Below are 25,057 nucleotides of genomic sequence, written 5' to 3'. Positions count from 1 at the left end.
CGACTGGACAGGCCATGCTGGGGCTGTATGCGCTACTTGCTGATCATGCTTTTGGGCTGTGTGCCCCTGTTCGCCGGAGCGGTCGATTTCGACAGCGCCACCCGGTACCTTCCATTGGGTCAAGTCATGCAGGTCTTCGAAGACCGCGATGGCAGCGCCAGCATCACCCAGGTCAGTTCGCCGGCGTTCGCCAGCCGTTTCCGGCAGCATCGTGAGGATGTCCTGAACGCGGGCTATTCCACTTCGGTGTTCTGGCTGAAGATCGACCTGCGCAACATCAGCCCACCTACCGCACCTTCCCGTCAGTGGCTGTTGGAGTTGGCCTATCCACCGCTGGATCACCTGGATCTCTATCTGCCTGATGGCCATGGCAGTTATCGTCTGGTTCAGCGCACAGGCGATGCCTTGCCCTATGCCAGCCGGCAGATCCGCCAGAACAACTATCTATTCGAGCTGCCTTTGAACCCAGGTCAGGCGACCACGGCCTACCTGCGTTTGCAAAGCCAGGGATCGATCCAGGCACCGGTGGCGTTATGGTCAACCGAGGCTTACATGGAAGAGCAGCCAACTCGCCTCTATGTACTGGGCATGATCTACGGCGTATTGCTGGTGATGCTGGTTTACAACCTCTTCATTTACCTCAGCGTCCGCGACGTCAGCTACCTGTATTACATCCTCTATATCGCCTCATTCGGGCTCTACCAAGTCTCGGTCAACGGCGCGGGTGTCGCTTATTTTTGGCCGGACAGCCCTTGGTGGGCCAATGCCGCCACGCCGTTGTTCATTGGTGCAGCGGGGCTGTTCGGCTGCCAGTTCGCCCGGCATTTCCTGCAATTAGGCGGCCTCAGCCGTGGCTTCGACCGGCTGTTGCTGGGATTGATGGCCGGTGGAGGGCTGGTCATGGTGCTGGCAGTCACCATGCCCTACGGCCTGGCTTTGCGTATGGCGACGCTGTTGGCGCTGCTGTTCACTGTAAGCATCTTCACCGCCGGGCTTTATGCCTGGTGGCATGGAGTACGGGTGGCGCGCTGGTTCATCATCGCCTGGACCGCGTTCCTCCTGGGCGGGCTGGTCAATACCTTGATGGTGCTCGGTTACCTGCCGAACGTATTCCTGACCATGTATGCCAGCCAACTGGGCTCGGCCTTGGAAGTGGCGTTGCTGTCCCTGGCTCTGGCCGATCGTATCAACAGCCTGCGCGAACAGCAGGCCCAGGCCTTGCGCGACACTGGCCGCACCCTGGAGCAGCTCAACCAGCAACTGGCCCGAAGCAACCGTCTGAAGGACGAGTTCCTGGCCACGGTCACCCATGAGCTGCGTACACCGATGAACGGCGTGATCGGCTCGCTGGAGCTGATGCACACCCTGCCGATGACGGCCGAGCACGCCCAGTATCACCGCACCGCCACAGGTTCCGCCCAGGACATGATGGCTATGGTCGACGACATCCTCGTGCTCACCGAGCTGCAGGCGGGGCGTCTGCGGCCCCATGCCGCGCCCTTCAGCCTGCGCCGGCAGTTGCAGGAGCTGCGGGCAGGCTTCGCCGGGCGTGCCCTGGGCAAAGGCCTGTACCTGAGCCTGGATATCCCAGCGGAGCTGCCCGACGAGCTGCTTGGCGATGCGCAGAAACTGCTGCGCTGCCTGGCCTGTCTGGTGGACAACGGCCTGAAATTCACTCACCAGGGCGGCGTGGTGATTCAGGTGCGGGGGCGCAGGCTCGGGCCAGACAACCTGGCGTTGACCTTCACCGTCAGCGACAGCGGCATTGGCTTCGACGACTTGGACCAGGCCATCCTCTACCAGCGCTTCTTCCAGGTCGATGGCTCGATGACCCGCCGTTATGGGGGGCTGGGCATCGGGTTGTCGATCTGCCGTCAGCTGGGCGAGCTGATCGGCGCCCGCTTGGCCCATGAGTCGACCCGCGGGCTGGGCAGCCGCTTCGAGCTGTCCTTGAACCTGTCCGTAGCCCAGGCGCAATGGCCGTCCGGCCGGTTGGCCTCGGGGGCAATGGGCGGTTAAGGACGGGCGAGTTAGTCGTTTTTGACACTTTGACTGACCTTCAAGGAGTGCTTCACTGGGGCTTTCAGGCATGACCGGATCCAGGGAGCCCCCGATGAACCTGCACCAGTTCGCTGAAACCCACGAAGTCACTAACCAGCCGCCGTCGCTCGACGGCGCCAACCTGTACCGCCTCGACCAGCCATTGCAGGAGTGGTCCCGGCGCTTCGGTGCCGGCTGGGCCGAGTCGCGGATCGACGCCTACGGTGCCTTGGCCGGCGGCCCACTGATGGCTGCGGGTTTTCTGGCCAATGCCCACAAGCCGGAGTTCAGCAGTCATGACCGTTATGGTCACCGCATCGACCTGGTGACATTCCATCCGGCCTATCACGAGCTGATGCGCACGGCGGTCGAGCATGGATTGCCTTCTTTGCCCTGGGCCGAACCTCGTCCCGGCGCCCATGTCGCGCGCGCTTCGATGACCTACCTGCACAGCCAGGCAGAAGCAGGCACTGGCTGCCCCCTGACCATGACCTTCGCTGCGGTGCCGGCCTTGAGACTGCAGCCGGAGCTGGCCGAATACTGGTTGCCCAAAGTACTGGCGCGCGAGTACGACCCGCGAAACGTGGGCGACCGGCACAAAGCCGGAGTGACCCTCGGCATGGCCATGACCGAGAAGCAGGGCGGCACCGATGTGCGGGCCAACACCACCCGGGCCTATCCGGTCGGAGCCCCGGGCCCGGGCCAGGCGTACGAGCTGGTCGGCCACAAGTGGTTCTGCTCGGCACCAATGTGCGATGCCTTCCTGACGCTGGCCCAGACCGACAAGGGCTTGAGCTGCTTCCTGCTGCCACGCCACCGCCCCGACGACACGCACAATCAGTTCTATATCCAGCGTCTGAAGAACAAGCTCGGCAACTGCTCCAATGCTTCCAGCGAAGTGGAGTTTCGCGGCGCCCTGGCGTGGATGATCGGTGAAGAGGGGCGTGGAGTGCCGACCATCATCGAAATGGTGGCCATGACTCGTTTCGATTGCATGGTCGGCTCCAGCGCTTTGATGCGACAGGCGCTGACCCAGGCCGCGCACCATTGCGCCCATCGCAAGGTCGGTGGGCGCATGTTGAGCGAACAGCCATTGATGCAGAACGTGCTGGCCGACCTGGCATTGGAAAGCGAAGCGGCACTGGCGTTGAGCCTGCGCATGGGACAGGCGCTGGACCAACTGGACGATCCACAGCAGGCGCATTTTGCACGCCTGGTGACCGCCGTGGGTAAGTACTGGATCTGCAAACGCGCTCCGGCAATGATCAACGAAGCTGCCGAATGCCTGGGCGGTGCGGGCTACGTGGAGGACAGCATCCTGCCGCGCCTTTACCGCGAGGCACCGGTCAACTCCACGTGGGAGGGCTCGGGCAATGTGCAATGCCTGGATGTGCTGCGCGCTTTGTCCAAAGAGCCGGGCGTGCTCGACGCATTGTTCGCCGAACTTGGCGATGGCCACGGCGACCCGCGCCTGGCGGCGCATATCGGCAACCTGAAGGGCGCATTCGCCGATACCGGTGATATCCAGTACCGCGCCCGGCAACTGACTGAAGACATCGCCGTGGCCTTGCAGGCCAAGTTGTTGATCGAAGCGGGCAATACGACGGTCAGTGACGCCTTCATCGCCAGCCGGTTGGGCGCGGGTGGGCGGGTCTATGGGGCATTGCCAAGGGGTGTCGATGCGCAGGCGTTGGTGGCGCGGGCGACGCCGGTCTGGTCGGCCTGAGGCGCCCTGTTCGCCGGCAGGCCCGCGCCCACAGGGACCCCGTGCGGACCAGGTAGGAGCAGGTGTGTCAGCGGTGAGGGCGAATACGATTGTCAAGGATGTAATTGCAACAGAAGGCAGGCAAGATGGAAGCCATGCATGTCAGAAGACAGGAAGACCAGCGTGAGCCAAGCGTTTGTAGTCGTTGATACACCTGAACAGGCCGTCGATCGTCTGGCGGCCTTGCATGAACAGGCCACCGGCGCCCTCAGCCAGGCCCTCAAGCGCTACCTCAAGGACCGCACCGAGCCGGACGACGACCAGCGGGCGCTGTTTCGTTATCCCGCCCTGCGCCTGACCTACTACAGCCATGGTGAAGTGGCCGCCACCACCCGGGCCTATGCCAAGGTGCAGGTGGCAGGTACCTACAGCGTCACCATCACTCAGCCGGCGGCGTTTCGCGGTTACCTGCTCGAGCAACTGCGACCGCTGATGCACGATTACACCGTGACCCTGGAAGTGGGCGTCAGCGAACAGAACATTCCTTACCCTTATGTGGTCGACCAAGGCGATGAGCTGGCCGGCAGTGGCATCACTGCCGCCGAGCTTGCGCGGGTCTTCCCCAGCACCGACCTGTCGGCGGCCACCGACAACATCGCCGACGGGTTGTGCGACTGGGGCAGCGCCGAAACCCTGCCACTGGCACTGTTCGATGCCGCCCGCGTGGACTTCTCCCTGCGCCGCCTGGTGCATTACACCGGCAGCGACTGGCGGCATGTCCAACCGTGGATCCTGCTGACCAACTACCATCGCTACGTCGACCAATTCATCGGTCATGGCCTGGAGCAACTGCGTCAGGATTCGCGCTTCGTGCGTATGGTCCTGCCGGGCAATGTCATCATCGAAAAGGGCATGGACGACGACGAGACCCAGGCCTTGGTGGCCAGTGTGGTCTGGCACCGTTACCAGATGCCGGCTTACCACCTCATCGCTGCCGATGGCGATGGCATCACTCTGGTCAATATCGGCGTCGGCCCGTCCAATGCCAAGAACATCACCGATCACCTGGCCGTGCTACGCCCGCATTGCTGGCTGATGATCGGCCACTGCGGAGGCCTGCGCCAATCGCAGACCATCGGCGACTATGTGCTCGCCCACGCCTACATGCGTCGCGATGGCATTCTCGATCGGGTGGTGCCGCCGAATATCCCGATCCCGGCCCTGGCCGAAGTGCAGTTGGCACTGCAGGAGGCCGCGGCGCAGGTGACCGGCGAGCGTGGCGAGCAATTGAAAAAGCGCCTGCGCACCGGCACCGTGCTGACCTACGATGACCGCAACTGGGAGCTGCGCTGGGCCCAGGAGCGACCGTTGATCAACCTGTCCCGCGCCGTGGCGGTGGACATGGAGAGCGGCACGATCGCTGCCCAGGGGTATCGCCTGCGGGTGCCTTACGGCACCTTGCTGTGCGTTTCGGACAAACCGCTGCACAGCGAGATCAAGCTGCCGGGGTCGGCCAATGCCTTCTATAACCGTGCGGTCAGTCAACATCTTAAGATCGGCATCGCGGCCCTGGATTTGCTGCGTACCGAGCTCAATTCGCTGCACTCGCGTAAACTGCGCAGCTTCGATGAGCCGCCGTTCCGCTGAGGATCCATGTCCCTGCCACCCCGTTCCAAGCCGCGCCGTCCCCAGGCGCGGCCCACAGGTCCGCGCCGCCAGCCCAAGGCGCCGCCGGCCGAACCCCGCCTTATCCTGTTCAACAAACCCTTCGACGTGCTGACCCAGTTCAGCGATGGCGAGGGGCGCGCGACGCTCAAGGACTACATCGACATTCCTGGCATCTATCCGGCCGGGCGCCTGGACCGTGACAGCGAAGGCCTGCTGTTGTTGACCAATGACGGTCGGCTGCAAGCGCGCATCGCCGATCCCAAGCACAAGTTGCCCAAGACCTATTGGGTGCAGGTGGAAGGTGAGCCGAGCGAGGCGCAACTGCAGCAGTTGCGCGAGGGGGTCGAGCTCAACGATGGGCCGACACTGCCCGCCGAGGCCCGGTTGCTTGAGGAGCCAGTGCTTTGGCCGCGCAATCCACCGGTGCGGTTTCGCAAGAGCGTACCGACTCATTGGCTTGAGCTGGTGATTCGGGAAGGGCGCAACCGCCAGGTGCGACGCATGACGGCGGCAGTGGGGCTGCCCACGCTACGGTTGGTGCGGGTGAGGATCGGCGATTGGGCGCTGGATGGGCTGGAGCAAGGGTGCTGGCGGGAGGTTGCGCCGAAGCTACTTCGTTAGGCGGCTACTGCGCAGCCCATCACAGTCTCTGGCCAGCGCTCCTCCCCGTGCGGCTAGACCCCTTCGAGGAACCCTACCACCACGCTCTTGATGATGAAGGCCAGCACACCCAGGCCCAGGACGAAAAACAGAATCAAGGTGCCGAAGCGGCCTGCCTTGGACTTCTTTGCCAGGTCCCAGACGATGAATCCCATGAAACCGATCAGCACGGTCACCAGAACGATCATCATCCATTCTTCGAATACGGCGGGATCCATCAGTGTTCTCCAGGCAGGCTGAGCGCCGATTATAAGCGGGGCGGCAGGGGACGGTCAGCGCAGATGCGTCAACGGCAGTTCAGTGCTGGCCAGCACTTGGTTGAGCACGAAGCTCGAGCGCACGCTGGTGACGCCTTCGATGCGAGTCAGGCTGCCGAGCAGCAGTTTCTGGTAATGGTCCATATCCGGGACCACGACTTTCAGTTGATAGTCGGCATCCATCCCAGTGACCAGGCTGCATTCGAGCACCTGGGGCAAGTTGCGAATGGCGGCCTCGAAAGTCTCGAAGCGCTCGGGGGTGTGGCGGTCCATGCCGATCAGCACATAGGCGGTCAGGCTAAGGCCGAGCTTCTTGCGGTCCAGCAAGGCTACTTGGCGGGAGATGTAGCCGTCGTCTTCCAGTTGCTTGACCCGCCGTGAGCAAGGGGAGGGGGACAAGCCGATACGTTCGGCCAACTCCTGATTGGAGATGCGGGCGTCGCGCTGCAATTCGGCAAGGATGCTCAGGTCATAGCGGTCGAGCTTGCTCATGGAAATGGCCTTTTCTGTTCGGATTGCTGCGAATTATCAATCCAGGGTTAAAAATTGCGCAAGTGCTATTTATCTGAGCAATATTCGCAATCCTCTGCTCCGCCGCCTCCCGTATCGTTACCAACAGAATCACTGCCCGGACAACAGTCCACGGCGACCGGCCTCAGGAAGGCCGTCGCGGCCAGCCATCCAACAGGATCCGCCAGGCCCCCGGGCTACGCACCGTCCAGAAGACGATGTGAGGTGAGCCGACGCCACAAGCGCCGAGCACGGACGACAATTCCCAAAGGGAGGCCATGGCCTCCCTTTTTTCATGCCCGGAATCATCTGCATCTGCCCTCGCCGCGATAGACTGCATGCAGTTCCAATGCAGTTCTTACCATCGAGAGGGCAACATGAGGTCGCGCATCCGGCAATGGGCAGGTGTTGGTTTGCTGGGCCTGGGCATCAGCCTGGGCGCATGGGCCCAAGGGGCAGGCGAGGGGCAGGGCGCGCAGGACCCCAACGGCGCGACCATGGGCCGCTCGCCACTCAATTCGCGTGACGAGGTGCGCCAGACCCAGCCGCCGCGCCAGGGGTATTACCAGGACATCCCCCGGCGCAATGGCGGCTCTCACTGGGAAGCGGGTGGGCCTGGGCAGCGTCCAGGTGGAGACTGGCCCGGGCGTCCCGACGGCCATGGCGATGGCTGGGGGCCTGGCCCGCAGTACCATCCCGGACACAGGATCGACCACTTCCCGGACCGTTATTGGAAGGTGCCCCATCAGGGGCAGGACTACTACTATTCCAGCGGCTACTGGTATCGCCCGCAAGGCGGCGCGTATGTGCTGGTAAGGCCACCCTATGGCGTGCGGGTCGGCTACCTGCCGGTCTACGCCCAGGAGGTCTGGTTCGATGGCACGTTGTTCTTCCAGGTCTCGAACACCTATTACCAATACCTGAGCGACAGCCAGGAATATGTGGTGGTCAATCCCCCCAACATCCTGCCCGCGCCGGGGCCGCAGTTGAGTACTGGATATGACGTGATCGCCCATCCGTTGTCCGGGCAAACGCCTCGGCAGCAGAACCAGGACCGTTATGAGTGTCATCGCCAGGCCGTGCAGCAGTCCGGTTTCGATCCGGCCGCGGCGGCCGTCGCGCCACCGGCCCATGTGGCCGATGCCTACCATCGGGTACTGGCCGATTGCCTCAGTGCCCGGGACTACAGCGTGAATTGAAGGCTGCGGACCTGATCGACGGGTTACACCGGATCGGCATGCACCATCACGTCCGCTCGCGGGTAACGCTGGCGGATGGCAGCTGATGCCTGCACGCACAATTCGTGGGCGTCATGTAGTTTCAGCTCGCCGGGAAGCTCCAAGTGAAGTTGGACGAACCAGCGGTTGCCCGATACTCGGGTGCGCAGGTCGTGGGCGCCTTTGACGCCGGGGATGGCGCAGACCAGTTCGAGCATGCGCTCGCCGATATCGGCCGGCAGTTCCTGGTCCATCAGGATCGCCGTGCTCTCGCGGGCGATCTGCACGGCGCTCCAGAGGATATACAGGGCGATCCCCAGACCGAACAAGGCATCCAGTTGTGGCCAGCCAAAGCGCGCCAGCATCAGGGCGAGCAGGATGCTGCCATTGAGCAGCAGATCGGAGCGGTAGTGCAGCGAGTCGGCGCGCACCGCGGTGGAGCCGGTGGCGCGGATGACCTTGCGCTGGAACGTGAGCAAGGCCAGGGTCAGGACAAGCGACAGCAGCATCACTGCGATGCCGGCAGCGGTATCGCCCAGCGGTTGCGGCGATTGCAGGCGATCGACTGCCTGCACGCCGATCAGCACCGCACTGACGCCTATGAACAGCGCCTGGGCCATGCCGGCCAGCGCCTCGGCCTTGCCATGGCCGAAGCGGTGATCGTCGTCGGCCGGGCGCAGGGCGTAGTGCACGGCCAGTAAGTTGAGGAAGGAGGCGACGGCGTCGAGGGCCGAGTCGGTCAGGCCGGCCAGCAGACTGACTGAATCACTCAGCCACCAGGCGACCGCCTTGCTCACGACGAGGATCGTGGCCACGGCCAGGGACGCGCGCGTGGCCAGGCGTAGCAGGCGTTGGTGTTCGGCGCTCGAAGTCATGCCGCAGGTGCGTTCCCTGGATCAGGCGGCCGGTACCAGGCCATAGGCGGCCAACTGCTCGACGCTGCCCCGGTGCTGGATCAGCCGAGGGTCGTTCAGCGGCAGGCGTTGGCCCAGTTCGCTTTCGAGGATAGCTTGCAGCTTGGCCTTGTCGACCTGGCCATCGGCATTGATGGCTGGTTTGAGCTTGACCGGGTCGATGTGGGCGGTGACGCCGGGCGGGTAATAGATGGCCCCGCTGGCGAAGTCGACGCCGAAGGCGATCAGGCCGGGGATGACATAGAACAGAAGACCCACAGCGTCGAGCGCGGCGATCACGGGGTCGATCTTACCTTCGATCTGGCCGCGCCGGTCGGGGTAGAACAGCGTGCCGCAAGCGGTCAGTTGGGTGAGCAGGGTGACGATGAGCGCGCCACCGATGACGCGGGTAGGGATGCGCATTGGGATCTCCGCAAAGTGACCAACGAGGACCAGGCCGGTCGCCTGGTCCTGATGTTTAAGACCATGATAAGGCAGGCTCGGTTCGCCGTTATACTCGGACGATTGTTCGAGGACCACCATGATTTCATTACCAATCGATGCCGTACTGCCCGCTCTGCGTCAAGCCCTGAGCGAGCGCGATGAGGCCGTACTCGAAGCCCCGCCCGGCGCCGGCAAGACCACCCGGGTACCCTTGGCCCTGCTCGATGAGCCCTGGCTGGCCGGGCAGACCATCCTGATGCTCGAACCCCGCCGTCTGGCGGCCCGGGCGGCGGCCGAGCGCCTGGCCAGCGAGCTGGGCGAAAAGGTCGGGGAGACTGTCGGCTACCGCATCCGCCTGGACAGCAAGGTCGGGCCCGATACCCGCATCGAGGTCGTCACTGAAGGCATTCTTACCCGTCGCCTGCAGGCCGACCCTGCGCTGGAGGGGGTGGGTCTGCTGATCTTCGACGAGTTCCACGAGCGCAGCCTGGACGCCGACCTGGCCTTGGCGTTGAGCCTCAATGGCCGGGAACTGCTGCGCGACGAGCCGCCGCTGAAGATTCTACTGATGTCCGCCACCCTGGAAGGTGAGCGGCTGTCGCGCCTGCTCGACGATGCCCCGGTAGTGAGCAGCGAGGGGCGCATGCACCCTGTGGATATTCGTTGGAGCAGGCCGTATCAGCCAGGCGAGTTCGTCGAGCCGCGGGTGGTCGATTGCGTGCTCCAGGCGCTGGCCGAACAGCCCGGCAGCCTGCTGGTGTTTCTGCCGGGGCAGGCCGAGATTCGGCGGGTCCATCAGTCGCTGCAAGAGGCATTGGGCGAACGCTCGGATGTGCTGCTGTGCCCATTGCATGGCGAACTCGAGCTCAATGCTCAGCGCGCCGCCATCGAGCCTGCGCCCAAGGGCCTGCGCAAGGTGGTGCTGGCCACCAACATCGCCGAGACCAGTCTCACCATCGACGGTGTACGCGTGGTCATTGACGCCGGTCTGGCGCGTGTTCCTCGGTTCGACCCCGGCAGCGGCATGACGCGTCTGGAGACCCAGCGCATTTCTCGCGCCAGCGCTACCCAGCGCGCCGGTCGAGCAGGGCGTCTGGAGCCTGGGGTGTGCTACCGGCTGTGGTCCGAGGCTCAGCACGATCAGTTGCCGGCCCACGGTAGCGCCGAGATCCTCCAGGCCGATCTGGCCGGTCTGGCCCTGCAACTGGCGCGCTGGGGTGTCTGGCCCGATCAGTTGCGTTGGCTGGATCCACCTCCGAGCGCTGCCCACGCCCAGGCCTGCGACCTGCTCGCCCGGTTGGGGGCGTTCAAGCCGGGCAGTCGCGAGAGCCTGAGCGAACACGGCCAGGCCATGGCTGAACTACCTGCGCACCCGCGCATTGCCCATCTGTTATTGCGTGGCCAGGCACTGGGCCTGGCCGACATGGCCTGCGATGTGGCCGCGCTGCTCGGTGAGCGCGACATCCTGCGCGGGGCAGGCGCCGACCTGCACAGCCGGTTGGCCCTGCTCAGCGGCGAGACTAAAGCGACCCGTGGTGGTCAGGGGGGCGTGCAGCGCGCCCGGCAATTGGCGCGCCAGTACCGGGGCCTGCTGCGCGGCATGCGGGGCGCTGCTGTCGTCGATGTCGATCACCCCCGCTGGTTGGGGGCATTGCTGGCGCTGGCCTATCCCGACCGGGTGGCCCAGCAGCGGCGCGAGGGTAGCGCCGAGTACCGATTGGCCAATGGACGCGCGGCGCTGTTCGCCGAGGTGGATGCGCTCATGAAGTGTCCCTGGCTGGTCGTCGCGGACCTGGGCAGCCGTCAAGGGCAGCGCGAGGAGCGCATCTACCTGGCAGCTGAGTTCGATCCGGGCCTGTTCGAGGGGGTGCTGGCCGAGCAGGTGGAGACACTCGATGTCCTGGACTGGGACGAACGCGAGCAGGTGCTGCGCGCCGAGCGCCAACGCAAGGTCGGCGAGCTTGTGCTCAGTCGCGAACCCTTGCCAGGGTTGGATGACGAGGCCCGCGCCAAGGCATTGCTGGGCCTGGTGCGACGCAAGGGTTTGAACCTGCTGAGCTGGACACCTGAACTGCGTCAATGGCAGGCGCGGGTCGCGCTGTTGCGTCAGTTGGACATCAACAAGGACGGCCACAGCGAGTGGCCCGATTTGAGTGACGAAGCCCTGCTTACCAGCCTGGAAAGCTGGCTGCAGCCGTATTTGGGCAAGGTGTCTCGCCTCAGCCACTTCGCCCAGCTGGACCTGCCGTCGATCCTGCGCAACCTGTTGCCCTGGCCGCTTCCGCAGCGCCTGGAGGAGCTGGCCCCTGCGCACCTGACCGTGCCATCCGGCTCGAGCATTCGCCTGGACTACAGCGAGAACCCGCCGATTCTGGCCGTGCGCCTGCAGGAGTTGTTCGGCCTGGCCGATACGCCGCGCATCGCCCAAGGCCGTCAGCAGGTCAAACTGCACCTGCTGTCCCCGGCGCGCCGCCCGGTCCAGGTGACCCAGGATTTGGCCAACTTCTGGCGTACCACCTATGCCGAGGTGAAGAAGGACCTCAAAGGTCGCTATCCCAAGCATTATTGGCCCGACGACCCGCTCGTCGCCGAAGCCACGGCGAGGGCCAAGCCCAGAGGGACCTGATGAGGTCTAGAGGCGCTGCGTGTTGACACGATAGAGCCGGGCGGGCAGTCATCCGGCAGTCATTGCTGCCGGGTGATGATGAATGTTGCGTCCTCCCCGGCTTGCACGTTCAGGTAGACCTGCCATTCGTATGCGATTTTCACGGTGTGCCCCAGGTGATCCCGGATCCGGCAGGTCAGTGTGTTCTCAGTCCATTCCAGCGGCTCGAGTTTCAACACATCAACGTTCGAATCACCCCGGTAAAGCCCGAGATAACCATTGCGGCTGATCTCGACTTGCCTGTTGCTGTCGCCGCCAGTGCCCTTTATGCGGACATGCAGGCGATTAGTCGTTTGCGAGTCGAATGTAATGTTGAAAGTCGTGGCTGTTCCACCCGCCCCGGTAATGAGCCAGCCTTCATTGATGTCGGGGCCTTTGCTCAGGCGCACAGGGGAGGGTGGGAGTGAAGGCGCCCCGTCCCCAAAAAACTGAAACTCCTTCCAGTCGTTGGAAAGACCGTCCCAGTATTTTGTTACCCCATAGCAATGTATGTGGGCGTCGAAAGATCCAGCTGCTGCGATCCAGTTAGTGAAGTCGTTGCTCATGAAAATACTCTGCGGTTCTGTTGATCAAGGGCTCGTGGCCCACGAACAGAACACTACCCAGGCGTCGATCTGGGACGAAGCAGGAGGTCTTTCCGTGCTTTCACGCTCACCCTGCGTCAATGAGGCACTTTCAGGATGGCCATGAGCGGCAGATGGTTTGAGATCTGCAGCGTGTCCTGTCGCAGTACCTGGGCCTGGATGCGCTGAAGGCGAGGGCTGTGAAGTACATAGTCGAGGGTGCGGTCAGGACCGTTGACTGCCGGGTCGTTGGGGTAGTGGGTGAGCCAGGCGGCGCGCTCGGCACCGCTGGCTTCGGCGTTGCTAGGAATCATCGGGTACTTGTCCCACAACAGGTGCAGGTCGCTGTCGGCCGGGTAGTTGCCGCGCTGTGCCGGCGGCAGGCGACGGTACTGCCCCAGGGGCAGTAGGTTGAGGTCGCCGCCGATCAGCCAGGGCGTGCCTTGGCTTTCCAGGCGATCAAGCACCTTGGCCAGATGCTCTACCTGTCGGCGTTGCAAGTCGCTGCCGGGCTGGTAGGGCGAGAGCCGGGTGTTGAGCACCGCCAGGCGTCCCCCGTCAGCCAGCGGCAGGTAGCTGACCAGCAGTGCCGGCTGGGGGCGTTGCAGGCGGGTCAGGGCATTGCTCGCCGCGTTGGGCAATTGCAGGCGCTCGGCCTTTTCGATCGGGTAGCGGCTGAGGGTGGCCAGGGTGCGGCCAACACTGCCGAAGATATGCCGGTCAGGCACGAAATCGGCTTTCCACTCGTAGGTCTGGACGGTGCAGGGGTAGAGGTCGGCCAAGCGTTCACGCAGCAGCGCCAACTGGTCCTGGTAGCCGGTGGCCTTGGCGTTGTTGTCCAGCTCCTGCAACAGGATGACATCCGGCGTTTCGGCACGGATCACGCGGGTGACTTCGTCGAGATTGAAGGCGAGGTCTTCTGCGCTGGGGCGGGTGTCGCTGCCCTGCCCTTGGTCGTACCAGAACACGTAGCGCTTGCCGGCCAGGTATTGCACGTTCCAGGTCATGACCTTCAGGGGCTGGCCAGGTTGCAGCGACCGGGGGCTGCCTTGGCAGGCGATCGGCAGCGGTTCGCGGGGGGAAGGTTGCCAGCCCAGGTAGTCGGCGAACAGCCAGGGCAGGGGCAACAGCAAGAGCAGGGAGAGCAAGACGTTGCGCAGTAGTCGGATCATCGGCTCGGCTTGTCGGTGCAGGTCGCGCCAGCATAACCGAGCCGTTCGTCGGTCGGCCAGCTTACGACGTTCGTACGACCAAGAACTCGAGGATGTTCCCTTTGTTGACCGTCAGGTGGTGAGGCGAGCTTGCCAGCACTTTCACTTGCTGGCCCTGATGGTCACGAATGCGACAGTGAAGGGTGTTTTCGCTCCAGGCCAGAGGTTCGACCTTCCAGAAGTCGTCGATGTTCGAATACGTGTAGAGGCCTAGGTAACCGTTGCGGCTGATACCCAGTTTTCGGTTCCGGTCGCTGTCGAGCGAAAGCATGAAATTCAACCGGTTCAGGGTCTGGGAGTGATAGTGGAAACGCAGCGTCATGGCTGTCTGCGCGGGGTTCAACCTGAGCCAGCCGTCGTCTGTCGTCCCCTGTTGAAGGGCGCCGGTGCTGCCTAGCGGGGCATAGAACCGGGAGAGATGGCTGACGGGGATCCTCTGGACGCCATCGAGCGCGAAGAGATGGGCCGAGAAGGAGAGTTCGTCCGCCCAGCTCGGTATAGCAGTGTTGTCGCTCATGCGTTCATCCTCTGAGTGTGGATTGCCAACCCCTGTCCATCGACAGGGGCTGGGTCACTCTAGAGGTCCGCTGATTGAACAGCAGATCGAAGTCGTTCCCTGAGAGGACTCACTCGTTGAGGCCTCAGGCGAGCGCGTCATTCTCCAGCAGCATGAACAGGCGGTACAGCACCACGCTGCTGAACAGTTGCAGGAAACCGCTGAGGCTATCCAGTGCCAGTTGCACGCCCGGCTGCGGCTCGGGGAAGGCCATCAGCAGCAAGCCGTCGAGCAGCCACAGCGGTGCCAGAACTGCAACGACACAGACCAAGATGCGCATGAAATGCCCGGTGGTCATCCTGGCGCTTTCGCGCATGGCCTGAACCACTGGCAGGCCACGCAAGACCAGCAGGTATTCGGCGAATACCAGATTGATCATGATCCACACGCCCGGGAAGATGAACAGCGCAAGGCCCGCCATGATCAGCAGCGAGCTGATCAGGATCAGCAGCGCCAGCGATGGCCACAGCTGCACGGCGCGGGCGAACAGGTTGCGCTTGGCGATGTCCTGGCCGTTGCTGCGGGTATCCATGTAAAGGATCAATGCGGCGCTGTACAGCGGGTAGAACAGCAGGCTGACCAGCATGCCGTAGCCCGCCGAAGCCTGGTCGCCCAACTGGCGATACAGCAGTTGGGTACACAAGGCCTCGAGGATCACCAGCGGCAGGCACAGTTGAAGAATGCTCACCAGGTGGCGGCGGAAGAAATACAAGGAGTCGCGCAGAACGCTCAGCGGATTCATCGGGTCAACATCGCATGGCAGAAAAAGCAGGGCGTAACTTTAGCCCAGTCCACCCCTGGCTGAAAAAAGTTTCACTGTTTTGTCGATTGAATCCCCGGCCGGCGAGCCCCATCTTTGACGCTATCCGATGTATTGCCCAGCGCACGAGGTAGCTCCATGAACACTGAAGAACAAACCCTGATCGACGGCCTGTTCAGTCGCATCAAGCAAGCCGAGGACGCAGGCCAGGCCCGTGATCCCCAGGCCCAGGCGCGTATCGAGGAGCACCTGCGACAGCAGCCGGCAGCGGCCTATTACATGGCCCAGGCGATTCTGGTCCAGGAGGCGGCGATCAAGCGCCTGGATGAGCAGAACAAACAGCTCGAGGCCGAACTCAAGCAAGCCAAGGCGCAAGCCGAGGCCAGCCGAAGCGGCAGTACGGGCGGCGGCTTTCTCTCGAGCTTGTTTGGCTCCGGCTCCCGTGAACCTGTACCCGCGCCGCAGCCACAGCGTCAGGCCGCACCGGCGGCTCCTGCCGGCGGTCGGCTTGAACCCTCGGCCCAGGGCTTCGCCCAGCCACAAGCGCAGCCGGGTTTCAATGCCGCACCAGCCCGCAGTGGGGCCAGCAGTTTCCTTGGCGGCGCCATGCAGACCGCCGCGGGCGTGGCCGGTGGCGTGTTGCTGGCGCAAGGTATCAGCAGCCTGTTCAACCATCATTCCCAGCCTGAGGAGGTGGTCGAGGTGATCAAGGAGGAGCCAGCCCCGGCCAGCGATAGCAGCGGCTGGAACGACCAGCATAGCCAGCAGCAGGTGGCCGACAATGGCTACGATCAGGGCGGCTTCATGGACAGCGACTACGGTAGCGATGGCGGTGGCTTCTTCTCCGACGACGACACCTTCATCTGAGGCCTCTGGCATACTGGCTGCACTTGGGGGCGCACACGGCGCCCCTTTCGCGAAACGAGGCCGATCCCATGGGCAGTCTTCGTTACCCGCGCAACTGCCAGAGAGGTCATGGTGAAGAAGATCGCGCTGTTCGCCGATGTGCAGAACCTCTACTACACCGTGCGCCAGGTGCATGGCTGTCATTTCAACTACGCCGCGCTGTGGGCTGATGTCAGCAGCCAGGGGCAAATCGTCGAGGCGGTGGCCTATGCCATCGACCGCGGCGACAGCAAGCAGCAACAGTTCCAGCAGATCCTGCGCAACCTCGGCTTCGAGGTACGCCTCAAGCCCTTCATCCAGCGCAGCGACGGTTCGGCAAAGGGCGACTGGGACGTGGGCATCACACTCGATGTGATCGATGCCGCCAGCCGTGTCGACCAGGTGGTGCTGGCCTCCGGCGATGGCGACTTCGATCTGCTGATGGAACGGGCCAGCCAACGTCATGGTGTCGAGACGGTGGTCTATGGGGTGCCTGGGCTTACCGCGTTGTCGCTGATCCGGGCGGCCAGCCGATATGTACCGATCGAGGGGCGCCTGCTGTTGCGCCATTGAGGCAGACAGGCTGGAACGCCTCAGGGCTTCCTGCCGTTGCCCTCCAGATGGTCGAGCGGCACTCGCCGCTCGACTGCACTGGACAGGATGATCGATGTCTTGGTGAACCCCAGCTGCGATACCTGGTTGATTAGCGCCTCCAGCTCGTTCATCGACGCTACCGCCGCTTGCATGATCACGCAGGGGTCACCGGTGACGCGATGGCATTCGGTGAGCTGCGGGATGCGGGTCAGCGCATCGTATGCCTGTTGGGTGCCGTGGCTGGCCAAGCGCAGTTCGATCACGCATTGGATCGGCAGGCCGATTTTCTCCAGATCCACCTTGGCGGCATACCCGGTGATCACCCCACTGGCTTCCAGCTTGGCGACTCGCTCGGCTACGGCGGGTGCTGAAAGGTTCACTTGGCGCGCCAGTTGCGCGTAGGTGGCCCGGCCGTTTTCCAGCAAGGCAGCAAGGAGCATGCGGTCGTACTTGTCCATGAATGATTCCAGTGTGCTTTGCAATCGATGGTAAAGCCCCTGCACAACCATGCATTGCAAAGTGTTTCGGTCATTTAAAGCCGTTTTGTAACTTAAATTTGCGGTGGCGCCTTCCTAAACTAAGTCACCCGTAAACGGATTTCGAGTGTTTTCCCATGCCTGCCTCCCGTCGCTTCCCGTTGTTGCTCATTGGTGCCTTTTTGGCCTTGTACTTGGTCTGGGGCTCGACCTATCTGTTCATCCGTATCGGTGTGGAGTCCTGGCCGCCGATGCTCATGGCTGGGGTACGTTTCGTCATTGCGGGCAGCCTGCTGTACGGGTTCTTGCGTTGGCGGGGTGTGCCGGCGCCGACCTGGCCACAATGGCGGGCGGCCGGGGCGATTGGTTTTTTGCTGCTCAGTTGCGGCAATGGTGGCGTGACGTTGGCCGAGCATGCCGGTGTGGCATCGGGCGTCGCCGCCCTGGCGGTGGCCACTGTGCCGCTGTTCACCCTGGTGTTTGGCCTGTTGTTCGGTCATCGCAACTCGCGGCTTGAATGGGCGGGCATCGCCCTGGGCCTGGTGGGCATCGGCATGCTCAACATGGGCTCGAACCTACAGGCCAGCCCCATGGGCGCGGCGCTGATTCTGTTCGCGGCTGCGGCCTGGGCCTTTGGCTCGGTGTGGAGCAAGACCCTGCCCTTGCCCCAGGGGGCGATGGCCAGTGCCGCAGAGATGCTCGTTGGCGGTGCCGCCTTGTTGATCGGCAGCGCGCTCAGTGGCGAGCGCCTGACTCAGATGCCGACCGCAGCCGGTTGGGGCGCGCTGGCGTACCTGGTGTTCTTTGGCTCGATCCTGGCCTTCAGTTCCTACATGTACCTGCTCAAGCACGTGCGGCCGGCCGCGGCCACCAGCTATGCCTACGTCAACCCGGCGGTGGCGGTGCTGCTGGGGATCATCTTTGCAGGCGAGCGCATCGGCGCCGAGGAGTGCGTGGCCATGGCGGTGATCATCGGCGCGGTGGTGCTGATTGGCTTGCCGCAATGGCGCAAGGCGCCCGAGCCGCCGGCGCCGCTCAAAGAGCAGGTGTGCAAGTAACCTCGCGGTATCGTGAGCGCGGCAATGCGTCCACAGGGGCAGCGTTGGTTGCGGTAAACTGCCGCCTTCGCTGAACCCCCTGACGGTATTGCCATGAATTTCGCCAAACTCGGCCTGATCGAACCCTTGCTGCGCACTTTGCAGCACCTGGACTACACCACCCCAACCCCCGTCCAGGCCCAGGCCATCCCTGCCGTGCTGGCCGGCCGCGACCTGATGGCCGCCGCCCAGACCGGCACCGGCAAGACGGCCGGCTTTGCCTTGCCGGTGCTGCAACGCCTGGCCCTGGAAGGCGCCAAGGTCGCCAGCAACTCGATCCGTGCCTTGGTGCTGGTGCCGACGCGTGAGCTGGCCGAGCAGGTCCATGCCAATATCCGTGAATACGCCGAAAACCTGCCGGTGAGCACCTATGCGGTGTACGGCGGCGTCAGTCTCAATCCGCAGATGATGCGCCTGCGCCGTGGCGTCGACCTACTGGTGGCCACTCCGGGGCGCTTGCTCGATCTGTTCCGCCAGAACGCTGTCAAGTTCGGCCAGGTGCAGACCCTGGTGCTCGACGAGGCTGATCGCATGCTGGACCTGGGCTTTGCCGAGGAACTGCAAGCTGTCTATGCCGCCTTGCCACGCAAACGCCAGACGTTGCTGTTCTCCGCTACCTTCTCCGACCAGATCCGCATGCTGGCCGGGCTTGCCTTGAATGATCCGCTGAGCATCGAAGTCAGCCCGCGCAATACCACGGCCAGCACCGTGAAGCAGTGGTTGGTGCCGGTGGACAAGAAGCGCAAGGCCGACCTGTTCTGTCACCTGCTGCGCAAGCAGCGCTGGAAGCAGGTGCTGGTGTTTGCCAAGACGCGCAATGGTGTCGACCAGTTGGTGGAGCGGTTGCTCGCCGAGGGCGTCAATGCCGACGGTATCCATGGTGACCGTCCGCAGGCCACCCGCCAGCGGGCACTGGACACCTTCAAGGCCCGTGAGATCCAAGTGCTGGTGGCAACCGATGTCGCTGCCCGTGGCCTGGATATCGACGACTTGCCGTTGGTGGTCAACCTCGATCTGCCGATCGTGGCCGAAGACTATGTGCACCGCATCGGGCGCACCGGACGTGCAGGAAACAAGGGCGAGGCGATTTCGCTGGTGTGCGCCGATGAAGTGCAATTGCTGGCGGCCATCGAGGCGTTGATTCGCCAGACCTTGCCGCGACACGAAGAACCGGACTTCATCCCCGATCACCGCGTGCCGATGACCGACGCCAGTGGCCAGGTCGTGAAGAAGCCGAAAAAGCCCAAGAAACCGAAGGAGAACAGCGCCAAGCGTGGCTTGGGGCGCTGGATGGACAGTGCCGAGTCGAGTTTCTCGGAGCCTTCGGTCAAACCGGTGCGCAAGGTGCCGAGTTTCAACAGCGGGCCGCGCAAGCGCAAGCCGTGAGGCCTGGGGGGCCGTAAAGCGGCCCCCTCAACGTTTCAACGACACCGAGCCAGCCAATCCACCACCGCCTTGCCTGCCCGCAATCCGCTGGCAAAACAGGCCGTCAGCAGATATCCGCCGGTAGGCGCCTCCCAATCGAGCATCTCCCCTGCGCAGAAAACCCCCGGCAGTTGCTTGAGCATCAAACCGCTGTCCAGCGCTTCGAAGCGCACGCCACCGGCGCTGCTGATCGCCTCATCCAATGGCCTTGGCCGCACCAGTTCGATCGGCAAGGCCTTGATCGCCCGCGCCAGCGCTTGGGGATCAGCGAAGGTCGCTTGATCGGTCAGCTCCCGCAGCAATGCTGCCTTGACCCCCTCGATGCCCAGTTGGCCTTGCAGGTGCTTGGCCATCGAGCGAGAGCCACGGGGTTTGGCCAGGGCCTGGACGATTTTATCCACAGGGCGGTCCGGCAGCAGGTCGAGCAGCAGCCTGCCCCGGCCATCTCGGTTGATGGCCTCGCGCACCGCCGCTGACCAGGCATATACCAGGCTGCCTTCGACGCCTTGGGCGGTGAGGATGAACTCGCCCTTGCGCGGGGCGCTGCCGGGTACGCTCAGGGCAATATTCTTCAGCGGTGCGCCGGCGAACTTGTCCTTGAGCAGTTGGCTCCAGCCCTGAACCTCGAAACCACAGTTGCTCGGTTGCAGCGGTGAGATATCCACACCCCGCTCAGCCAGCAACGATTGCCACGTACCGTCGGAGCCCAGGCGCGCCCAACTGCCGCCACCCAAGGCCAGCACCACGGCATCGGCTTGCACCTGCAGCTCGCCCTGTGGATAAGCGATCCGCAAGGTGCCGTCGCTGTTCCAGCCTAACCAGCGGTGGCGGGTGTGGATAACCACGCCGCGCTCGCGCAGGCGCTTGAGCCAGGCGCGCAGCAGCGGTGCAGCTTTCATGTCACGGGGGAACACCCGACCTGAGGTGCCGACAAAGGTGTCGATGCCCAAGCCGTGAATCCACTGGCGCAGGGCGTCGGCATCGAAGTCGTGTAGCAGCGCGTCGATTTTGTCCTGACGCTCGGCATAGCGGGAGATGAATGCGGGATAAGGCTCGGAGTGGGTGATGTTCATGCCGCCAACGCCGGCCAGCAGGAACTTGCGGCCCACCGATGGCATGGCATCGAAGACCTGCACCGCCAGGCCGGCATTGGCCAATGCCTCGGCCGCCATCAGGCCGGCGGGGCCGCCACCGATGACGGCGACGAGGGGAGGGGAGGCGTGATGTTGATCGGGCATGGTGGGCGGCAGGCTGTGGAAAAGAGCCGGCATTCTACCCCAGCGAGGCCTGTCCAAGCACTGATCAGAAAATGATCAGGTCCTTGTGGGGCAGACGGTTAAAGGCCTGCAGAGGCTTTCCCGCAGGTTATCCACAGGCGGTTCCACAGTCATTGTGCACAACCCAGCACCCGCGCCGCGCTGTGATGAAGAATGCCATGGCGCCTGGCCAGGGCTTCGCGGTCTTTGCTGTAGCCACCGCCGATCACGCCGACCACTGGAATGTCCCGGCCCAGGCAATGACGCATCACGCGTTCATCCCGGGCGGCCAGCCCTTCGTCGGTCAGTTGCAGGTATCCCAGGGCATCGTCCTTGTGAACATCCACGCCGGCGTCATACAGCACCAGATCGGGCTGGTACAGCGGCAGCAGGTAGTTGAGCGCGTCATCCACGACCTTCAGATACGCCGTGTCGCCCATCCCGCGGGGCAGGGGGATATCCCAGTCGCTCTGGGCCTTGCGCGCTGGGAAGTTCTGCTCGCAGTGCAGCGACACGGTGATCGCCTCCGGGGTGTCGTGGAGGATGCGTGCGGTGCCATCGCCCTGGTGCACGTCGCAGTCGAAGATCAGCACCCGATGCACCCGCCCGGCCTCGAGCAGGTAACGGCTGATCACCGCCAGGTCGTTGAAGATGCAAAACCCTGCCGGGTGGTCGTAGTGGGCATGATGGGTGCCACCCGCCAGGTGGCAGGCGATGCCATCGCGCAAGGCCATTTCGGCGGTCAGCAGCGAGCCGCCCACGGCCCGTACCGTACGCCGGGCCAGCGCCTCGCTCCAGGGCAGGCCCAAGCGTCGCTGGTCTTCTCGGGACAGCTCGCCCTGCATGTAGCGCTCGATGTAGCTGCGGTCATGGGCTAAGGCGAGGATGTCGTTGGGGCAGATGTCCGGGCGCAGCAATTGCTCGTCCGTGACCAGGCCGCTGTCGACCAGGTGATCGCGCAGCAGGCGGAACTTATCCATGGGGAAGCGATGCTCGGGTGGGAAGTCCGGGCTGTAGTCGTCGTGGTAGATCAGCGGCAACGGCATGGAAGGAATCGCGGTGAGGGCCAAGAATTGATCTTGCCAGCAGTCGCAGTGGGACGCCATCGCGGGCAGACGGTGCGCAGCCAGACACCGCCGGCTCAGTTTCCAGGCGATGTATCCAGTCGCTGGCGATCGTAAGGTCGCCGCGCACTACTTGCCGGCGCTGGCCAGCACCCGCTGCCAGTCGGGCTCGTTCATGCGTCCAAGGATCCGCGCCTTGCCGTTGCTGTCCACCGAGACGAACAGGGCGCTGGCATAGCCGCTTTCGCGTTCTCCCCCGAGTACATGCAATTGACGCTGGAAGTGATCGATGCAGCCGTTGTGGGTGACCAGCACCAAGTTATGACCAGGGCGCTTGCGGGCGAGGGCTTCGGCAGGAAACTGGCTGTCGCAGTTTTCCAGCCAGTCTTCACTGGGCACGGCCTGGCCGAGAATGAAGTGTGCGGTCTGGCGGGTTCGCAGCTTGGGGCTGCTGTACTGATCGGCGGTACCCAGGCCCAGTTGCTGCAGGCCTTGACCGACGCGCATCGCAGCCTGGCTACCGGCGACGGTGATCCCGGTCGGGTCGTCCAGGCACGGGCCGGGCGCGCTGTCGCAGCGCTCGGCGTGGCGAATCATCACGATCACCGTTCCCTGCGCCCAATCCTGCAGCAGCCCGCTGTCGCTCAGCTGTTGCTCGTTGCCAAGGTCCACGATGTGCGTCCTCGTCGAAAGCCAGGTGGTCAGGCCGGCCAGCGTCAACATCAGGCCTGCGGCTGCGGCAATTGCCTTGCGTGAGTAACGGCGTCGTTTGGGGGGCGTGTGTACGGCGGGGTTTTGCAAGGTGTTGCTCGGGTGCATGCTTGACTCCAATGACAGGACGCAGCCGTGGGCTGCGGCGTATGGCGGCATTGTGCGAAGCGGGCTGTTGGAGGCCGGTGAAGTGCGTGTGAAAATTGCATTCACAGTGCCAACGGCGCGCTGGCGCCTACGCTGTACAGTGCATGACCGCGAATTCGGAGCACCCTGATGACCCCTATCCTCGAACTGGAAAGCGCACGGCTTGTGTTGCGCCAATGGCAGGACGACGATCTGCGTGAGTTCGCCGCGCTGTGCGCCGACCCGCAGGTGATGCGCTATTTTCCGGCACCGATGACGCGCCTTGAGTCCGCGGCGCTGATCGGGCGGATACGTGGGCATTTCAATGAATACGGTTTTGGCCTATGGGCCTTGGAGCGTAAGGACAGCGGCGCCTTCATCGGCATGACGGGGCTGCTCAATGTCAATTTCGACGCCCCTTTCGGCCCTGCCGTGGAGATCGGCTGGCGCCTGGCGCGGCGTCATTGGGGCCTGGGCTTTGCCAGCGAGGCGGCGTGGACCTGCCTGCGTTGTGCTTTCGCCCAATTGCATCTGGATGAAGTGGTGTCGTTCACTGCCGAGGGCAACCTGCCGTCGCAGAAGGTCATGCAGGCCATCGGCATGGTCCAGGACCTTGCCGGCAGTTTCGAGCATCCCCGCCTGGCCGCCGGCCACCCCCTGCGCCCTCATGTGCTGTACCGCATCGATCGCGCGCGGTGGCAACAGACCTTGCGTGGCTGAATGGCACGCCATGCAGGGTGCGAATGACAAACCCTGTATCATTTGCCCGCATGAGAGCGCCGTAGAGCCGTGATGCCTTGCTAGGAGAATCCCCCATGAGCCATGTATTGGACGACTTGGTCGACCTGCTGAGCCTCGAGTCCATCGAAGAAAACCTGTTCCGAGGTCGCAGCCAGGACCTTGGCTTCCGTCAGTTGTACGGTGGACAGGTGCTTGGCCAGTCACTGTCGGCGGCCAGCCAGACCGTCGAAGAGGCGCGCCATGTGCATTCATTGCACGGCTACTTCCTGCGTCCGGGCGATGCCAGCATGCCGGTCGTGTATTCGGTCGATCGCGTGCGCGACGGCGGTAGCTTCAGCACCCGGCGGGTGACGGCGATCCAGAAAGGGCACCCGATCTTCACGTGCAGCGCTTCGTTCCAGTACGACGAGGGTGGTTTCGAGCACCAGGCGCCAATGCCCGATGTGGTCGGGCCGGAAAACCTGCCCAGCGAAGTCGAGCTGGCGAGCGCCATGGCCGAACATCTGCCCGAGCGCATTCGCGACAAGGTGCTGTGCGCCAAGCCCATCGAGATTCGCCCGGTCACCGAACGCGATCCGTTCAACCCCAAGCCGGGCGATCCGATCAAATACGCCTGGTTCCGTGCCGACGGCAAGCTGCCGGATATGCCGGCCCTGCACAAATACCTGTTGGCCTACGCCTCGGACTTTGGCCTGCTGACCACCTCGCTGCTGCCCCATGGCAAATCGGTGTGGCAGAAGGACATGCAGATTGCCAGCCTCGATCACTCGCTGTGGTTCCACGGCAACCTGCGCGCCGATGAGTGGCTGCTGTACGCCACTGATAGCCCCTGGGCGGGCAACGCCCGTGGCTTCAACCGCGGCAGCATCTTCAACCGCGCCGGCCAGTTGGTGGCGTCGTCGGCCCAAGAGGGCTTGATCCGCCATCGTGAGGACTGGGCATGAGCCTGGGCAGCATTCGCCACTGGGTGTTCGACATGGACGGCACGCTCACGGTGGCGGTGCACGATTTCGCGGCGATTCGCGAGGCGCTGGGCATACCGCCTGAGCACGACATCCTTACCCACCTGGCGGCCTTGCCGGCCGAGGAGGCCGCGGCCAAGCATGCCTGGCTGCTTGAGCACGAGCGCGACCTGGCGATTGCCTCCAAGCCGGCTGAAGGGGCGGTGGAGTTGGTGCGCGAACTGGCCGGACGGGGTTGCCAACTGGCCATCCTGACCCGCAATGCACGGGAGCTGGCGCACGTCACTCTGGAGGCCATCGGCCTGGCCGACTGCTTTGCTGTCGAACACATCCTCGGGCGTGACGAAGCCGCGCCCAAGCCTAGCCCCGACGGCTTGCTGAAGATCGCCCAAGCCTGGGACGTTTCTCCGGCTTCGCTGGTGATGGTTGGCGACTATCGTTTCGACCTGGATTGCGGCCGCGCCGCAGGGGCGCGCACGGTCCTGGTCAATCTGCCGGACAACCCCTGGCCGGAACTGGCGGACTGGCATGCCGCCGATTGCCGCGCCCTGAGGTCGTTGCTCGGCTGACC

The 25,057-nt window shown here is 63.8% G+C and carries 25 protein-coding genes; 13 read left to right on the top strand and 12 right to left on the bottom strand.

All coding sequences use genetic code 11. The features are described from left to right. Window positions 1-27: 27 nt before the first annotated feature. The 4 genes from AB1N67_RS21580 to AB1N67_RS21565 all read left to right on the top strand — a co-directional run bounded on the left by AB1N67_RS21580 (window position 28) and on the right by AB1N67_RS21565 (window position 6,034). A complete protein-coding gene (locus AB1N67_RS21580; protein WP_182816495.1) occupies window positions 28-2,019 on the top strand; it encodes a hybrid sensor histidine kinase/response regulator in 1,992 nt (663 codons plus the stop codon). Between the two features lie 94 nt (window positions 2,020-2,113). After that, entirely contained in the window at window positions 2,114-3,766 is a 1,653-nt protein-coding gene (locus AB1N67_RS21575; protein WP_102082028.1) for an acyl-CoA dehydrogenase family protein, read from the top strand. A 138-nt stretch (window positions 3,767-3,904) separates the two neighbouring features. After that, complete coding sequence (gene amn, locus AB1N67_RS21570; protein WP_167358127.1) at window positions 3,905-5,392, top strand: AMP nucleosidase; 1,488 nt, start codon at window positions 3,905-3,907, stop codon at window positions 5,390-5,392. Between the two features lie 6 nt (window positions 5,393-5,398). Beyond that, complete coding sequence (locus AB1N67_RS21565; protein ID WP_043211222.1) at window positions 5,399-6,034, top strand: pseudouridine synthase; 636 nt, start codon at window positions 5,399-5,401, stop codon at window positions 6,032-6,034. 53 nt (window positions 6,035-6,087) lie between these two features. Here the strand turns inward: AB1N67_RS21565 and AB1N67_RS21560 are convergent, their stop codons facing one another. After that, window positions 6,088-6,291, bottom strand: coding sequence for a DUF2788 domain-containing protein (locus tag AB1N67_RS21560; protein WP_023378567.1), 204 nt, complete (start codon window positions 6,289-6,291; stop codon window positions 6,088-6,090). Window positions 6,292-6,345: 54 nt separating this feature from the next. Beyond that, on the bottom strand, window positions 6,346-6,822 hold the full coding sequence (locus AB1N67_RS21555; protein WP_003249795.1) for an Lrp/AsnC family transcriptional regulator: 477 nt from the start codon (window positions 6,820-6,822) through the stop codon (window positions 6,346-6,348). A gap of 395 nt (window positions 6,823-7,217) precedes the next feature. On the opposite strand from AB1N67_RS21555, the gene AB1N67_RS21550 reads away from it, so the two are divergent. Continuing rightward, window positions 7,218-8,039 carry a DUF6515 family protein gene (locus AB1N67_RS21550; protein ID WP_367863376.1) on the top strand — a complete coding sequence of 274 codons (822 nt, stop codon included), beginning with the start codon at window positions 7,218-7,220 and terminating at the stop codon, window positions 8,037-8,039. A 23-nt stretch (window positions 8,040-8,062) separates the two neighbouring features. On the opposite strand, the gene AB1N67_RS21545 is transcribed toward AB1N67_RS21550, so the two are convergent. Next, window positions 8,063-8,932 carry a cation diffusion facilitator family transporter gene (locus tag AB1N67_RS21545; protein ID WP_090346786.1) on the bottom strand — a complete coding sequence of 290 codons (870 nt, stop codon included), beginning with the start codon at window positions 8,930-8,932 and terminating at the stop codon, window positions 8,063-8,065. A 21-nt stretch (window positions 8,933-8,953) separates the two neighbouring features. Then, the gene (locus tag AB1N67_RS21540) at window positions 8,954-9,373 is read right to left on the bottom strand and encodes a hypothetical protein (protein ID WP_043211235.1); all 420 of its coding nucleotides are present in this window, start codon (window positions 9,371-9,373) and stop codon (window positions 8,954-8,956) included. Window positions 9,374-9,491: 118 nt separating this feature from the next. Between AB1N67_RS21540 and hrpB the strand changes: the two genes are divergently transcribed. Continuing rightward, window positions 9,492-12,020: an ATP-dependent helicase HrpB gene (hrpB, locus tag AB1N67_RS21535; RefSeq protein ID WP_367863375.1), complete on the top strand. Its 2,529-nt coding sequence runs from the start codon at window positions 9,492-9,494 to the stop codon at window positions 12,018-12,020. 59 nt (window positions 12,021-12,079) lie between these two features. Here hrpB and AB1N67_RS21530 read toward each other — a convergent pair whose 3' ends face one another. The 4 genes from AB1N67_RS21530 to AB1N67_RS21515 form a co-directional block, all read right to left on the bottom strand. Continuing rightward, the gene (locus AB1N67_RS21530; RefSeq protein ID WP_324725012.1) at window positions 12,080-12,604 is read right to left on the bottom strand and encodes a hypothetical protein; all 525 of its coding nucleotides are present in this window, start codon (window positions 12,602-12,604) and stop codon (window positions 12,080-12,082) included. 116 nt (window positions 12,605-12,720) lie between these two features. After that, on the bottom strand, window positions 12,721-13,794 hold the full coding sequence (locus AB1N67_RS21525; RefSeq protein ID WP_090346783.1) for an endonuclease/exonuclease/phosphatase family protein: 1,074 nt from the start codon (window positions 13,792-13,794) through the stop codon (window positions 12,721-12,723). Window positions 13,795-13,855: 61 nt separating this feature from the next. Beyond that, window positions 13,856-14,350, bottom strand: a complete 495-nt coding sequence (locus AB1N67_RS21520; protein ID WP_090346782.1) for a hypothetical protein — start codon at window positions 14,348-14,350, stop codon at window positions 13,856-13,858. A 124-nt stretch (window positions 14,351-14,474) separates the two neighbouring features. Then, window positions 14,475-15,131 carry a YciC family protein gene (locus tag AB1N67_RS21515; protein ID WP_090346781.1) on the bottom strand — a complete coding sequence of 219 codons (657 nt, stop codon included), beginning with the start codon at window positions 15,129-15,131 and terminating at the stop codon, window positions 14,475-14,477. 156 nt (window positions 15,132-15,287) lie between these two features. Between AB1N67_RS21515 and AB1N67_RS21510 the strand changes: the two genes are divergently transcribed. Together AB1N67_RS21510 and AB1N67_RS21505 are read left to right on the top strand one after the other, a co-directional pair. Then, a complete protein-coding gene (locus AB1N67_RS21510) occupies window positions 15,288-16,016 on the top strand; it encodes a DUF2076 domain-containing protein (RefSeq protein WP_367863374.1) in 729 nt (242 codons plus the stop codon). Between the two features lie 108 nt (window positions 16,017-16,124). Further along, complete coding sequence (locus tag AB1N67_RS21505) at window positions 16,125-16,607, top strand: NYN domain-containing protein (protein ID WP_177343708.1); 483 nt, start codon at window positions 16,125-16,127, stop codon at window positions 16,605-16,607. A 20-nt stretch (window positions 16,608-16,627) separates the two neighbouring features. Here AB1N67_RS21505 and AB1N67_RS21500 read toward each other — a convergent pair whose 3' ends face one another. Continuing rightward, window positions 16,628-17,086 (bottom strand): Lrp/AsnC family transcriptional regulator, encoded by a 459-nt coding sequence (locus AB1N67_RS21500; protein WP_043211229.1) that lies wholly within the window; start codon window positions 17,084-17,086, stop codon window positions 16,628-16,630. 155 nt (window positions 17,087-17,241) lie between these two features. Here AB1N67_RS21500 and yedA point away from each other — a divergent pair, with 155 nt between their 5' ends. After that, window positions 17,242-18,162 carry a drug/metabolite exporter YedA gene (yedA, locus tag AB1N67_RS21495; protein WP_043211230.1) on the top strand — a complete coding sequence of 307 codons (921 nt, stop codon included), beginning with the start codon at window positions 17,242-17,244 and terminating at the stop codon, window positions 18,160-18,162. A gap of 93 nt (window positions 18,163-18,255) precedes the next feature. Beyond that, a complete protein-coding gene (locus AB1N67_RS21490; protein WP_197853403.1) occupies window positions 18,256-19,587 on the top strand; it encodes a DEAD/DEAH box helicase in 1,332 nt (443 codons plus the stop codon). Window positions 19,588-19,622: 35 nt separating this feature from the next. Here the strand turns inward: AB1N67_RS21490 and AB1N67_RS21485 are convergent, their stop codons facing one another. The 3 genes from AB1N67_RS21485 to AB1N67_RS21475 form a co-directional block, all read right to left on the bottom strand. Then, a complete protein-coding gene (locus tag AB1N67_RS21485; RefSeq protein WP_182816486.1) occupies window positions 19,623-20,864 on the bottom strand; it encodes a TIGR03862 family flavoprotein in 1,242 nt (413 codons plus the stop codon). Between the two features lie 149 nt (window positions 20,865-21,013). Beyond that, entirely contained in the window at window positions 21,014-21,928 is a 915-nt protein-coding gene (locus AB1N67_RS21480; RefSeq protein WP_043210167.1) for a histone deacetylase, read from the bottom strand. A 147-nt stretch (window positions 21,929-22,075) separates the two neighbouring features. Next, a complete protein-coding gene (locus AB1N67_RS21475) occupies window positions 22,076-22,765 on the bottom strand; it encodes a histidine phosphatase family protein (RefSeq protein WP_367863373.1) in 690 nt (229 codons plus the stop codon). A gap of 168 nt (window positions 22,766-22,933) precedes the next feature. Here AB1N67_RS21475 and AB1N67_RS21470 point away from each other — a divergent pair, with 168 nt between their 5' ends. From AB1N67_RS21470 to AB1N67_RS21460, 3 genes are all read left to right on the top strand, one after another. Continuing rightward, window positions 22,934-23,503, top strand: a complete 570-nt coding sequence (locus tag AB1N67_RS21470) for a GNAT family N-acetyltransferase (RefSeq protein ID WP_043210154.1) — start codon at window positions 22,934-22,936, stop codon at window positions 23,501-23,503. Window positions 23,504-23,598: 95 nt separating this feature from the next. Continuing rightward, window positions 23,599-24,468 (top strand): acyl-CoA thioesterase II, encoded by an 870-nt coding sequence (tesB, locus tag AB1N67_RS21465; RefSeq protein ID WP_043210152.1) that lies wholly within the window; start codon window positions 23,599-23,601, stop codon window positions 24,466-24,468. Further along, window positions 24,465-25,055: an HAD family hydrolase gene (locus tag AB1N67_RS21460; RefSeq protein WP_043210149.1), complete on the top strand. Its 591-nt coding sequence runs from the start codon at window positions 24,465-24,467 to the stop codon at window positions 25,053-25,055. Before tesB ends, AB1N67_RS21460 begins: the two co-directional genes overlap by 4 nt. Window positions 25,056-25,057 lie beyond the last annotated feature (2 nt).

The sequence above is a fragment of the Pseudomonas guariconensis genome (assembly GCF_040822035.1).
In the GTDB taxonomy this organism is placed as follows: Bacteria; Pseudomonadota; Gammaproteobacteria; order Pseudomonadales; family Pseudomonadaceae; genus Aquipseudomonas; species Aquipseudomonas guariconensis.
This window is presented reverse-complemented; position numbering and strand designations above follow the sequence as displayed.

What these genes read in the sequence shown, in the direction of transcription:
- AB1N67_RS21580 (WP_182816495.1), top strand. Translation starts at nt 28, where the DNA reads ATGCGCTACTTGCTGATCATGCTTTTGGGCTGTGTGCCCCTGTTCGCC.
- AB1N67_RS21575 (WP_102082028.1), top strand. Translation starts at nt 2,114, where the DNA reads ATGAACCTGCACCAGTTCGCTGAAACCCACGAAGTCACTAACCAGCCG.
- amn (WP_167358127.1), top strand. Translation starts at nt 3,905, where the DNA reads ATGTCAGAAGACAGGAAGACCAGCGTGAGCCAAGCGTTTGTAGTCGTT.
- AB1N67_RS21565 (WP_043211222.1), top strand. Translation starts at nt 5,399, where the DNA reads ATGTCCCTGCCACCCCGTTCCAAGCCGCGCCGTCCCCAGGCGCGGCCC.
- AB1N67_RS21560 (WP_023378567.1), bottom strand. Translation starts at nt 6,291, where the DNA reads ATGGATCCCGCCGTATTCGAAGAATGGATGATGATCGTTCTGGTGACC.
- AB1N67_RS21555 (WP_003249795.1), bottom strand. Translation starts at nt 6,822, where the DNA reads ATGAGCAAGCTCGACCGCTATGACCTGAGCATCCTTGCCGAATTGCAG.
- AB1N67_RS21550 (WP_367863376.1), top strand. Translation starts at nt 7,218, where the DNA reads ATGAGGTCGCGCATCCGGCAATGGGCAGGTGTTGGTTTGCTGGGCCTG.
- AB1N67_RS21545 (WP_090346786.1), bottom strand. Translation starts at nt 8,932, where the DNA reads ATGACTTCGAGCGCCGAACACCAACGCCTGCTACGCCTGGCCACGCGC.
- AB1N67_RS21540 (WP_043211235.1), bottom strand. Translation starts at nt 9,373, where the DNA reads ATGCGCATCCCTACCCGCGTCATCGGTGGCGCGCTCATCGTCACCCTG.
- hrpB (WP_367863375.1), top strand. Translation starts at nt 9,492, where the DNA reads ATGATTTCATTACCAATCGATGCCGTACTGCCCGCTCTGCGTCAAGCC.
- AB1N67_RS21530 (WP_324725012.1), bottom strand. Translation starts at nt 12,604, where the DNA reads ATGAGCAACGACTTCACTAACTGGATCGCAGCAGCTGGATCTTTCGAC.
- AB1N67_RS21525 (WP_090346783.1), bottom strand. Translation starts at nt 13,794, where the DNA reads ATGATCCGACTACTGCGCAACGTCTTGCTCTCCCTGCTCTTGCTGTTG.
- AB1N67_RS21520 (WP_090346782.1), bottom strand. Translation starts at nt 14,350, where the DNA reads ATGAGCGACAACACTGCTATACCGAGCTGGGCGGACGAACTCTCCTTC.
- AB1N67_RS21515 (WP_090346781.1), bottom strand. Translation starts at nt 15,131, where the DNA reads ATGAATCCGCTGAGCGTTCTGCGCGACTCCTTGTATTTCTTCCGCCGC.
- AB1N67_RS21510 (WP_367863374.1), top strand. Translation starts at nt 15,288, where the DNA reads ATGAACACTGAAGAACAAACCCTGATCGACGGCCTGTTCAGTCGCATC.
- AB1N67_RS21505 (WP_177343708.1), top strand. Translation starts at nt 16,125, where the DNA reads ATGGTGAAGAAGATCGCGCTGTTCGCCGATGTGCAGAACCTCTACTAC.
- AB1N67_RS21500 (WP_043211229.1), bottom strand. Translation starts at nt 17,086, where the DNA reads ATGGACAAGTACGACCGCATGCTCCTTGCTGCCTTGCTGGAAAACGGC.
- yedA (WP_043211230.1), top strand. Translation starts at nt 17,242, where the DNA reads ATGCCTGCCTCCCGTCGCTTCCCGTTGTTGCTCATTGGTGCCTTTTTG.
- AB1N67_RS21490 (WP_197853403.1), top strand. Translation starts at nt 18,256, where the DNA reads ATGAATTTCGCCAAACTCGGCCTGATCGAACCCTTGCTGCGCACTTTG.
- AB1N67_RS21485 (WP_182816486.1), bottom strand. Translation starts at nt 20,864, where the DNA reads ATGCCCGATCAACATCACGCCTCCCCTCCCCTCGTCGCCGTCATCGGT.
- AB1N67_RS21480 (WP_043210167.1), bottom strand. Translation starts at nt 21,928, where the DNA reads ATGCCGTTGCCGCTGATCTACCACGACGACTACAGCCCGGACTTCCCA.
- AB1N67_RS21475 (WP_367863373.1), bottom strand. Translation starts at nt 22,765, where the DNA reads ATGCACCCGAGCAACACCTTGCAAAACCCCGCCGTACACACGCCCCCC.
- AB1N67_RS21470 (WP_043210154.1), top strand. Translation starts at nt 22,934, where the DNA reads ATGACCCCTATCCTCGAACTGGAAAGCGCACGGCTTGTGTTGCGCCAA.
- tesB (WP_043210152.1), top strand. Translation starts at nt 23,599, where the DNA reads ATGAGCCATGTATTGGACGACTTGGTCGACCTGCTGAGCCTCGAGTCC.
- AB1N67_RS21460 (WP_043210149.1), top strand. Translation starts at nt 24,465, where the DNA reads ATGAGCCTGGGCAGCATTCGCCACTGGGTGTTCGACATGGACGGCACG.